This window comes from Vibrio sp. JZG120 (assembly GCF_053890955.1).
The window spans coordinates 1,170,695-1,182,095 of sequence record NZ_JBSRRK010000001.1; the positions used below are offsets into that span (position 1 = coordinate 1,170,695).

Sequence of the window (11,401 nt, forward strand, 5' to 3'; positions counted from 1 at the left end):
AAATGAGGAACACCATATGAGTCAACCAATCAAAATTACACTGTACCGCTGGGCTGGTAGTTGGGGTCCATTCAAAGTCAATATTCCTTGTGGTGAATGTACGTTAACTAAAGATATTTTGACGGATACTTTTAAAAACGAACTCGCTGATGTCCCCGTTGAACTGGAAGTAAAAGATTGGTTATCACATTGGTGGGAACCATTAAAAGCAGGGGCCTGGCATGCACCGATTCTTATTGTCGAAGGAAAAGTGGTCAGCCAAGGAGAAGCGCTAAACCGGGGCGTGCTTGTGCAATCAGTTATCGCTGAATGGGTCAAACGCGATGAGCTAAAAGGCAACATTGTTTATGGTAAAGCCACCTGCCCTTACTGTGTCAAAGCGAAACAACTACTTGACGATGCTGGTGTTCAACACGAGTATCATGACGTGGTTAAAGACAGCGCCGCTTTGTATCGCATGATCCCCGAAGTAAAAGCCATCATTGGAGAAAAAACGCCGGTAACAGTGCCGCAGATCTGGTTGGATGGAAAGTATGTTGGAGGCGCTGACGATTTAGAAAAGTGGTTAGCAGCAAAGGGGCTAGATAAAGTGCCTAATAATGTCGTGGAGATACCAAGCCAATCCGCTTAGCGTTTGATTCAAATGCCATCCGTCTTTGAGTAGTGGTTTACCAATGTTGTTCAATATGTAGGCTGCCACTAAAAACAAGACAGATAAAAGCAAAAAGCCCTGATTCTTCAATCAAGGCTTTTTAAATTATTTCGCCAGTTTTTTCATAACACGAGCAAAAACAGAAGCTTTTTTCTTCTTCGCTTTACCGTAAAGCGCTTTGTGCATCGCGTCTTTTGCAATCATCTGGCCAATATAAGCACCACCAAGTTCGTTACCCATGACCTTCTCCTGAATGTATTGACTTAACTATGTTGTAATTTTACACCACAATTAGATAAAAACAAGACTGGCGTCACATTTATTTTGTAATTAACTTTCAGGTTAGTTCTGATTACTTTTTCGAAACGGGCGCCTATCGCTTAGGTTGCTGGTATGTTTTACCCGCTGCGACGTACGTATCTTTCTGTTTGATTTCAAAGAATGTTTCAAAGAACCACGCAGCAAATTTGATCAAGTGATCGCCTTCATTCATGACGTGCTCCACGTATTCTTGCTCTTCCCCGGACTCGTCTTCTTGAGTGGTAATATGGTAAATACGTTTCTCGCCATCAACTTCTGCAAGACCAAACTGACCCGTTAGGGATTGTGCCGCTTGTGCAACTTCTTCTTCCTCACACGCCTTCAAGACTTCGAGTGCCTTTGGCATGCTTTCTTGCTGAGTAATTTCTTTTACCAGTGTTTCAAATTCGTTTTGTTGCATTCTTTCACCTAACGATTAGAGATCGGATAGTCATTTGGGCAGAAATGTATCCCCAAGCTTGAGAGGAGCATCAGGCATTGCCCTCTTCCTCTCAAACTGAGTCATTCAATATACACAATGATCCTGACTTAATTTAGCAGCGCATTTTAGAAAGCTGCCTCTTTCGTTGCAAGTATATTCAGGTGGAAGTTTCTGCTTGAATCGTCCCTTTGGGTACTTTACGAAATTGACTCAATGCAAGCACACAACAAGAAAGTAACGCAATAAACAAATAAAACACCCCGAGTTGGCTTTGATTCGTGACGCAAGAATCTACCAAGTATCCGCCAAACAACCCGGCTAAACACATTTGAATTGATCCAGATAGCGCAGAAACCGCTCCGGCCTGTTGCTTATGTGGCGACAGCAACAAACTAATTGATACCGGAAACGACATGCCTTGGGCAAAACTTAAACACGTAAATGCCACTAGTAATGAAAATACACTGAAGGGTGTAACCAACAATATGAAGCCAGCAATAGCAACAATCGCGAAACTCATCAGCAAGATTTGCTGAGCTTTGTAACGAGCGTTGATCAAATTAAGCACCAAGCTGCCCGTCAGCAAACCAACTGACGGTATGATCATCAAAGAACCGTAATCTGCCGCCGTTAAGCCTAACTCTTGTTGCATTAAAAATGGATACAAGGAAAGCGTTACCAGAGCCGACAAATAACTAAGCCAGTTGTAGCTCGCACTACCAATCACTTGAGTATTCGTTAACAGGCGCAAATAATTTGCACTCACCTGGCCTACTTTAAATTTTCGCTTCGGGTAAGGCAGCGTTTCTGGCAGCACCAATAAACCAAGCGTAAAAATTGCCATTAAGTAAATCAGCACAAACACAAAGACAGCATGCCAGCTCAGGTGAAAAGCAATCCAACCACCAAACAGCGGAGCAATAATTGGCATCACAGATGCCGTGACTGAAATATAAGATAGCGCTTTGGTTAATTGCATACCGTCATAACTGTCACGCAATACGGAGCGACCAAGCACCGAGGCACTGCCCGCTCCCAAACCTTGAAGTAACCGCCCCGCTTCAAGAGCAATAATGTTGTCCGAAAAGGCGATACAAATAACCGTACCAACTAGGTACACACTTTGGCCCAGAATAAATACTGGTCGACGACCAATCGCATCAGACAATGGGCCATAAAAAAGCTGAGAGATACCGAAACCAACGAGAAATAGTGTGACGAGATTCTGAATCGAATGTTGCGGCAAATTCAAGTCATGACCAATCAATGGTAAAGAAGGAAGATAAATACTAACGCCAACTTGGCCTGTGGCAATGATCATCATCGCTAATAACAATGGTGTTTTACGCAAACGTTCCTCCTACTTTGTGACAGATTGATGGCAAACAGTGTATATTTGATACTCAAAGATGATAATCAGCTAAGTTGGAAAGGAATTAATTCCCAAGGAGACACAATGGACTGGATTCAAAGCGTGAAGAGTTATATTCGTGTGGTCGAAGAAGGTAGCTTTAATGCTGCAGCGCGGAAACTCAATACCACCAGCTCAGCTATCAGTAAACGAGTTCAATGGCTAGAAGATAAAATTGGCGTTCAGCTACTTAAACGCACGACCCGCTCTATTAGCCAAACCGAAGCTGGTGCGCTGTTTTATCAACGAGCAAAAAATCAGTTGGATTCATGGCAATCAGTATTAGATGAAACTCGCTCAGTCAATCAATCACCAGCGGGGTTATTGAAAATTGGCGCGACACTGGCGGTTGGTTCTAAGTTTTTGGTGCATTACCTAGATGATTTTCTTGAGAAATATCCAGACATTACGCTTCAATTAACGACAACGCTACCGGGCCAATTGCCAGAGCTAAGCTTAGACCTGTTTATTAGCCGGGAATTAGAGCAACTTAATTCGCTAAGTTTCAAAGCCACCGCACTTTTCGAACATAAAGCCCAGTTTTACGCCGCGCCTAGTTACCTAAAAAAATATGGCACCCCACAATGCGTTGAGGATCTGACAGAGCATAATGTCCTGATTTGGGGTGAAAAGCCCTCACGAGAAATCAAAACCAATCGAGGCAAACGTATCAGCTTGTCCGGTAACTTTGCCACGACCAACCCAGAAGCGCTGTTTCATGGTGCCAAAAGAGGCATGGGTATTCTGATGACGAATAACGTCATGATCAAAGATGATCTCAAATCCGGAGCTTTAGTGCCTATCTTGCCCGATATCACAGCGGATAAAGCCACTGTATATGCCTACTATCCAAAGCTGGATTATCAGCATACCCGAACTAAGCTGTTCCTCGATTATCTCAAATCGCGATTAGAAGAGGAGAAGCGCGCCTAGCTTAGCGTTTTTATCGCTATACCTTTAAAAGGTTCAAGCATAAAAACATGAAAATAATGATTTGTTCGTTCACAAAATTTGAAAAATTCGCCTTAGTAACCGATAGTTTATTTGATGCATATCAAATAATAATTCTTCGTGTCTCACACGATATGGTAATCACAACGCTAGGTGAAATGCTCAATGGGTCAGGTACAAATCAGTTTCCACAAAATTGATGAAATATTGAAGCTAAACGGCACGGCTCAGCTAAACCGAGTCACGTTAGATATTCATCAACAATTGCAGAGCCATTGCACTTGCGTTGTAGAAGTTGCGCATCTTCAGCATTCGGCTCATACCATCTCCTTCGCTAGCAATGGAAAAATTACAGACAATCTAAGCTACCACCTTTCAGGCACCCCCTGTGAAAAAGTGGCAAAAGACATTGGCGAACATATTTTCTATCAGGACCAAGTTTACAAACGCTTTCCTGAAGATCAGATGTTTCAAGAGGATGGCATTCAGGCTTACATTGGCCTGCCATTGAAGACACAAAATGGCGAGGTTCTGGGAATTTTATTGTCTACGTTTACCCGAAGCATCCACGCTAAGGAAGCGCAAGATATCCTCGACTTCCACCGCTTTTATGCCAATGTCATTATTCACAGCTTACGTGAAAAGTGGGTCAGTGAACGTTCAGATAAGCTTCTTAATCAGCTTAGCTATGAAGTATCGCATGATAACCTAACTGGACTGCTCAACCGTAGCTGTTTAGCTGATACCTTGGAGACATTGACGCAACAGGCCACTCGTCCATTCAGTTTGGCTTACCTAGACATCGATAACTTTAAATCGATCAATGATATCAACGGAAACTACATCGGCGACCAAATCATTAAGTTTACGGCGAACGCCATTCAACAAAGCTTGTCATCGCCAAACAACGCTTTTCGTGTAGCAGGAGATGAATTCGCCTTCATTACTTACGACGAAGATCCTGTCGCCGTGTGTCAGGAAGTACTCGACAAAATTGAAAGCGGCTACAGCGACAAATCTAACCGAATTTCTTTCACTGTTAGTATTGGTATCGCGCGCGCACCAGTACATATGTTGAACAGCGATGAGCTAATTTTGAATGCCAGTCTCGCTCTCAAAGACTGTAAAAAACATCGCGATACACGAATTCAGCATTACGACACACACCTTAGCGCCCTTTATCACCGTAGAACGCAGCTTATTGAAGCTATGCGCATTCAACTTAGCGCTGACATACATGATAGCGAAGAGTTGTATGTCGTTGTTCAGCCAATCGTAGATATCACAAGCGATCGCTGGAATTACTTTGAAATCCTAGCCCGCTGGAACAGCAATGTTTACGGAAACATCTCCCCTGCGGAATTCATTGAAGCTGCCGAACAATCAGGCCTGATTATCGAGTTGGGTGAACGTATTATTGAGCTCGCATGTATCGCAAAACAAGAGCTAGAGGCCAACTTAGGATACAAAGTTAAACTCTCTATCAATTGCTCTGCGTATGAGCTGGTCGACTCTAACCGCTATATTAACCACCTAACTAACATGGTTGAAAAGTATCAGCATGAAGCAAAAGACTTTGTTATAGAGCTCACCGAGACCGTTTTACTCTCGCAAAGTGGCCGTGAACAGATGGTACTTAACTCATTGCGGTACTTAGGTTTTAAGGTCGCGTTGGATGATTTTGGTACTGGCTACTCAAGCTTGAACTATATACACAATTATCCGATTGATAGCATTAAAATCGATGCAACCTTCGTTCAAAACATGCTCTCAAATACAACCTCTGAACAAGTGGTGTTTTTGATAGCACAATTAGCAGAACTGCTTGATGTGGATTTGATTGCCGAAGGCGTAGAAGACGATAGAGCATTACAAAAATTAATTGAAATGGGCTGCCACTACATTCAAGGCTATTTCTACTCTCGCCCACACAGTGTTGATGAAATCGTACACCTGATAAATGAACGTGAAGTGCGGAGCGCCTAAGAGCTCTAAACAAGCGACGGTCATGGAATGTAAATCTAGTTAATGCACAAAGTAAAAGAGACCAAGCTATGCTTAGTCTCTTTTTATTTTTTGAGCGAAGTACTTTGTTACAGCACTGCTTTCTCTTTATCGCGTAATAGCTTATCCATTTCATCTCTGTTCGCGACAAAGGTTGCCATCTCTTTCTTAGGAACAGAGCTCGCCATTGGGATGTTTGCTCGCATAGCGTTAACTGGACGGCCGTATTCAATCAATTCATAGTGAAGGTGTGGCCCTGTCACTCGACCTGTTTTACCGGAAAGACCGATACGCTGGCCTCGAGAAACCTTTTGCCCTTTCTTAACCAGGATCTTACTTAGGTGTAAGTAACGGGTTTTGTATTTGCTGCCGTGCTCAACAACCACGTAGTTACCCGCATAAGGGTGTTTACGAGTCATGATTACTGTACCGTCACCAGTAGAAACGACTGGTGTACCGGTTGGCACGGCAAAGTCAGTACCGTTGTGCGGTGCGACACGCCCCGTTACTGGATGTAAACGATTAGGATTGAAGCCAGAACTGATACGCCAACGGCTACTTACAGGATAACGCTGGAATGCGCGTTGCAAGCTCTCGCCTTTAGCATTGTAGAATTGACCATCGGTATGAAGGTAAGCCGTGATTTCACGTCCGCGATTGTAGATCTTAATCGCCTCAATTTCGTTCTTGCCCGTTGGCACACCATTGATGCTTTGCGAACGACGAACGACTTCAAATCGATCACCTGCACGAAGATCACGCCCAAAGTTGAGCTGTTCTTTGAGTAAGCTCACAACTTGACTCACTTCTGCCGACGTTAGACCTAGTCGACTTGCAGAAGAAGAGAAACTGCCTTGAATAACACCAACCAATGGTTCTTGGCGCCACACGCCAGGAATCGAGATATCGGTAAAGTCATAGCTACCATCACTATTTAGTTGGTAGACCACTTTATCTGCAATAGAAAATTGCAGTTCCATTTTCTCTAACTCACCTGTCGCATCATCACGCCAAAAACGGAGCGTATTGCCCGGCTTTAGTGTATCAAGTGCAAGGTAGTTCAAATCCGTTTCCATTACTTTCATTAACGAGCTGTAACCGAAACCGAGCTGGCTAAAAATAGTGCTTAGGTTGTCACCTGCTTGGATTTGATATTCGAAGTTCGGGGGAGTGACAACTTCGGCAGTTGTCGCATCAAGAATTTTTTCAACGACCTGAGATTCAGGCAGGTTCAATGCGATGGTTTTGGTTAAAGATGACTCTTTGAGAGAGTGAGAAACACCAATCGCAACTAAAACTGGCAAGGAGTATAACAGCAGCGCTCTACGACTTGTCAGATTCGGCAACCGTCTTGTAATTTCATTTGTAGACACGGGAATTACTATCTCCTTTCAAACAAGGCTCATAGCTTATGCATTCCCGTATAAGAAATCACTATGAAATTTCGAGATCTAGCGCAGAAAACACTGAATTTTTACAGAACTCAAAAAAAATTCATCACTGTTGCATATGTAAGTTATTCCCTACACGCTTTAATGTGGATGAATTTAATTGATTTGGCGTATCTGCCATTGCTTGATCGTCACCATGCGCTAAATATGAAAGCGTGATAATGGCATCACTTTCCCATGTAATTTGGGTAAATTTAACGCGGTCACCGACAAAAATACTGTCTAAAAGGACAACTCGGCTCGGCACGGGGTCAAACTTGAACAAGCCAACATAGTTAAACGAACCGCTACCTTGTGTCGTTACAATCATCGGTGCAGCAATCCATGAAACACTCTCAATCTCACGCTGACTAATAAACGCAGTTGGAACGAGTACCTGACCTTTTGTCGCACCTGCATCATAATCGCCTATCAAATAGCCGTTTTCTTTATCCCACTCATCAAGAAAAGTGACCGCTCCCTGCTCTGGTACTTGAATCGTCCATGGGTTGCGTGAAGTAATTCCCAGCGTCTCTTGCACAATAACATTGGTTTCTGCTTCCGATTGAGGGAACTTAGCCATGATCTCTTCATCAGACAAACTAAAGCGATAAACACCCGCGATCACAACCACGACCAATAATACGATCGGAATAAGAAGAATAAGTGGTATCGGCAGGATTCTTTTGTGAGCCATGAAGACTTCCTTGTTTAAAGGTATAAATGAAAAAGCGAGTATAGCATTGTATACCCAAATGATTTCATCCCTTCAAGGGTTTCAAAATTAAACTAAACTGACTGTATCCAAATGATTTTCAAGCCCAGATTTCATAACTGGCCACTGACACTGCTCTCAGTGTTCCAAATTCATTGGTGTATTGGGAAGAATAGGTAATCACGATGACAACAACCATTCATACATGCGAATGCGCCTGCGGTTTAGTTGAGATCCGTTGTAAGGGAGAACCCATCCGTACATCTGTCTGCCATTGTTTTGAATGCCAAAAGCGGACAGGCAGTGTGTTTGGGGTACAGGCTCGCTTTGATAAAGAGCACGTAACCTTAAACGGTGAAGTCACCTGCTATACCCGAATGGGGGATGATGGCAGCGAGGTTCAGTATGAGTTTTGCCCTTCTTGCGGCACGACAATGCGCTTATTGGTCTCTACATTTCCTGAAATCATGATCATTCCCGTCGGTCTTTTTACTGATAAAGAGTTCCACCAACCAACGGTTTCAATCTATGAACAGAGGAAACATGGATGGGTGAGTTTCGAATGTACAATGGAACACATCAGGTAGGGGAAATCCCCCTCTATGTCGTTATCATGGTCAAAGCAAAAGCTCGATAAATGAGATTTTTTTGAGAATGATCAACCGAGTTTTACTGTAAGGGGTTTCGTAACGCGGTGTGAGCGTTATAATCGGCTCCTAACATTTGGTGGGGTTTTATTGTGATTTCCAGACTTCCTCGTTGGGTGGAATATGGCGCGTTTCTACTTGCCCTTCTCGCGGGCTGCGTCAATGCCGTTGGTCTTCTCGGCTTTCAACATCAAGCGATAACACATCTTTCGGGAACCGTAACTCAGCTAGGGAACAGCTTGCTAACAGGTGTGGATAGCTCCATTCACCTGCTCTTCATCGTATTTAGCTTTTTGATCGGTGCTGCCTTTAGCGGCTTTTTTATTGAGAGCAGTGCGTTAAAACTAGGGCGAAGATATGGTGTTGCACTGTGCATAGAAGGGAGCTTGCTCCTACTCAGTTTGGGCTTTTTGGTGCAAGGGGATTTGTACGGCCAATATCTAGCGTCAGCAGCATGTGGATTACAAAACGCAATGATCACTACATTCAGCGGCGCAGTAGTCAGAACCACACATATGACTGGGATCATCACCGATCTGGGGATTATGATTGGAGAAAGCTTAAGAGGTCGTCAATTTGATCGACGTAAAGCAAAGCTATTCCTATTCATTTTCTTCGGATTCTTGCTGGGCGGGGTCGCAGGAGCCGCACTATTCGTGGTGTATGGATTATATACGCTCGTTTTCCCTGCAATATTGGCTTTCGCTACGGCTCTGATCTACTGGAGTTACCTTTACGTGCTTAGTCGCCAACAAAAAGCATAAAATCTCGAACCGATTGAGGCCGAATGCTTCAATCGGTTGTAGCTCAACTTTCTCACCGCTGCACATCATAATAAACGTTTTATCGTGTTGTAACGCAGCTAAAAAACCTTATAACAGCTAGGGCTAACAGGGCTTCCGGCAAAAAGTTAGTTAGATCAAAGTCACATTTGTTTACCGTTTTATTATTCCAGTCACAATGCGCCCCATAATTCTCTGCGCTGCCCTCGCTCCGTGCTACAATTTTCTAACACAAGCAACATATTCGTATACACTTATACGTTATTTGACCAATTACCCGACAAATCGGCTGAATAACTAGATGTATTTAATGAATAGTATTGCAATGGATGCAGTTTGCGGGTACCCTCCGCAAAACTGTGATTAAATACGGATGTTTAGTGAATATTTATGTCATGGAAATGGCAAGTATTGACTAGTAGTAACACGAGACAACTATGCATAATACCACTAATGCTACTGAAGCACCTAAGGGCAACTTTTGGATGTTTTTCATCCCTTCCCTTATCGGTCTTCTACTCTTTATGGCTCCGATCTCATACGATGGCGGCCTAACTATCCCTGTTGCGGTTATGGCAAAAGTCATCCCGGCAGTATTAGGCGATACCTTGATCGCTATCGTCACCAGTATCATCGCTTTCATGGCAGTCGCTTCTGTTCTTTGCAAAATTTTCAAGCCTGCAGCGATTTTACGTAATGGATTTTTAAACGGTCTTTTCAATCCATCGCCACTTTGGCTTATTGTTCGCTTAATCGGTGGTGCAGCCGTATTAATGACATTCTTCCAAGTGGGTCCAAAAGCGATTTGGGAAGAAAATACAGGAGGCCTTGTTCTTACCGGTCTTCTACCAACTTTGTTTGCGGTGTTCATTTTTGCGGGCCTACTCCTTCCGCTTCTTCTGAACTTTGGTCTTCTTGAGCTGTTTGGCGCGTTACTGAGTAAAATAATGCGCCCGGTATTCAACCTGCCTGGCCGTAGCGCAATTGACTGTATGGCGTCTTGGTTAGGCGACGGCAGTGTTGGTATCTTGCTAACCAGCAAACAGTACGAAAATAAGTTCTATACTCAGCGTGAAGCCGCTGTTGTCGGGACAACGTTCTCAGCAGTATCGATCACGTTTAGCTTAGTGGTTATCGCTCAGGTACAGTTAGAGCATCTGTTCCTACCTTTCTACGGCGCAATCTGTTTAGCAGGTATTGTCGCTGCGGTTATCATTCCTCGCTTACCGCCGCTAAGCCTGAAGAAAGATCGCTACATTGATGGCAGCAACCCAGATAAAGATGCTGACGCCGTACCAGAAGGCCACACCACATTCTCATGGGGTATGGATCTAGCACTTAAGCGCGCGGGTCAGGTAACATCTGCTCAGTCTGTATTTAAAGAAGGCGTACATAACGCAATCGACATGGTGTTTGGTGTACTGCCTGTGGTTATGGGTCTGGGTACCGTGGCATTAGTGATTGCAGAGTACACTCCTGTATTTGAAATTCTAGGTCAGCCATTCATTCCATACCTAGAGCTACTGCAAATTCCAGAAGCTGTCGCCGCATCACAGACTATTGTTGTTGGCTTTGCGGATATGTTTATTCCAGCAATTTTAGCGGCATCAATTGATAATGAAATGACACGTTTTGTTATTGCAGCAATGTCAGTAACTCAGCTTATCTACATGTCAGAAGTTGGCGCCCTACTACTAGGCAGCAAAATTCCAGTAAACATTGTAGAACTGTTCGTTATTTTCATTCTGCGTACGCTAATCACATTACCTGTGATTGCTGGTGTTGCTCATCTGATTTTCTAAAATCAAAGCATCAATCAACAAAGGCTCCGCATTGTCGGGGCCTTTTTTATGTCTAAAACTCTATCTACAGCTCTATTCAGATCACTTAATTAACAAACGCTCATAACTTACAACGAACAGCTCCAATCACGCCCCCTTTTACGACAGTTAAGTCGCTCTCATCTCACCAATAACGCCAACCTGAATCACTATGCTTTACGCAATTCTTTTCATTATGACGTTTTCATTAACAGAGCGCACAAATCTGATCAAACTCACGGTTTTT

The 11,401-nt window shown here is 43.5% G+C and carries 11 protein-coding genes; 6 read left to right on the top strand and 5 right to left on the bottom strand.

The annotated features are described in order from the left end of the window. Nucleotides 1-16: 16 nt before the first annotated feature. Nucleotides 17-631 carry a glutaredoxin domain-containing protein gene (locus ACWPOD_RS05055; protein WP_456231617.1) on the top strand — a complete coding sequence of 205 codons (615 nt, stop codon included), beginning with the start codon at nt 17-19 and terminating at the stop codon, nt 629-631. 126 nt (nt 632-757) lie between these two features. Here the strand turns inward: ACWPOD_RS05055 and ACWPOD_RS05060 are convergent, their stop codons facing one another. The 3 genes from ACWPOD_RS05060 to ACWPOD_RS05070 form a co-directional block, all read right to left on the bottom strand. Beyond that, the gene (locus tag ACWPOD_RS05060) at nt 758-892 is read right to left on the bottom strand and encodes a hypothetical protein (protein WP_005391196.1); all 135 of its coding nucleotides are present in this window, start codon (nt 890-892) and stop codon (nt 758-760) included. A 133-nt stretch (nt 893-1,025) separates the two neighbouring features. Then, nucleotides 1,026-1,373 (bottom strand): hypothetical protein, encoded by a 348-nt coding sequence (locus ACWPOD_RS05065; protein ID WP_005391198.1) that lies wholly within the window; start codon nt 1,371-1,373, stop codon nt 1,026-1,028. 178 nt (nt 1,374-1,551) lie between these two features. After that, the gene (locus ACWPOD_RS05070; protein ID WP_167427646.1) at nt 1,552-2,745 is read right to left on the bottom strand and encodes a multidrug effflux MFS transporter; all 1,194 of its coding nucleotides are present in this window, start codon (nt 2,743-2,745) and stop codon (nt 1,552-1,554) included. A 105-nt stretch (nt 2,746-2,850) separates the two neighbouring features. Between ACWPOD_RS05070 and ACWPOD_RS05075 the strand changes: the two genes are divergently transcribed. After that, the gene (locus tag ACWPOD_RS05075) at nt 2,851-3,738 is read left to right on the top strand and encodes a LysR family transcriptional regulator (protein WP_005391202.1); all 888 of its coding nucleotides are present in this window, start codon (nt 2,851-2,853) and stop codon (nt 3,736-3,738) included. 183 nt (nt 3,739-3,921) lie between these two features. Then, a complete protein-coding gene (locus ACWPOD_RS05080; RefSeq protein WP_006742077.1) occupies nt 3,922-5,742 on the top strand; it encodes a putative bifunctional diguanylate cyclase/phosphodiesterase in 1,821 nt (606 codons plus the stop codon). Nucleotides 5,743-5,849: 107 nt separating this feature from the next. On the opposite strand, the gene ACWPOD_RS05085 is transcribed toward ACWPOD_RS05080, so the two are convergent. Then, on the bottom strand, nt 5,850-7,133 hold the full coding sequence (locus ACWPOD_RS05085; RefSeq protein ID WP_074189911.1) for a peptidoglycan DD-metalloendopeptidase family protein: 1,284 nt from the start codon (nt 7,131-7,133) through the stop codon (nt 5,850-5,852). Between the two features lie 124 nt (nt 7,134-7,257). Further along, nucleotides 7,258-7,887 (bottom strand): hypothetical protein, encoded by a 630-nt coding sequence (locus ACWPOD_RS05090; RefSeq protein ID WP_167427647.1) that lies wholly within the window; start codon nt 7,885-7,887, stop codon nt 7,258-7,260. 203 nt (nt 7,888-8,090) lie between these two features. Here ACWPOD_RS05090 and ACWPOD_RS05095 point away from each other — a divergent pair, with 203 nt between their 5' ends. The 3 genes from ACWPOD_RS05095 (at nt 8,091) to ACWPOD_RS05105 (ending at nt 11,136) form a co-directional block, all read left to right on the top strand. Beyond that, on the top strand, nt 8,091-8,492 hold the full coding sequence (locus ACWPOD_RS05095; protein ID WP_080955925.1) for a GFA family protein: 402 nt from the start codon (nt 8,091-8,093) through the stop codon (nt 8,490-8,492). Nucleotides 8,493-8,644: 152 nt separating this feature from the next. Beyond that, complete coding sequence (locus ACWPOD_RS05100; protein ID WP_005391213.1) at nt 8,645-9,316, top strand: YoaK family protein; 672 nt, start codon at nt 8,645-8,647, stop codon at nt 9,314-9,316. A 455-nt stretch (nt 9,317-9,771) separates the two neighbouring features. Further along, nucleotides 9,772-11,136, top strand: coding sequence for a YjiH family protein (locus tag ACWPOD_RS05105; protein ID WP_258622956.1), 1,365 nt, complete (start codon nt 9,772-9,774; stop codon nt 11,134-11,136). Nucleotides 11,137-11,401: the final 265 nt, after the last annotated feature.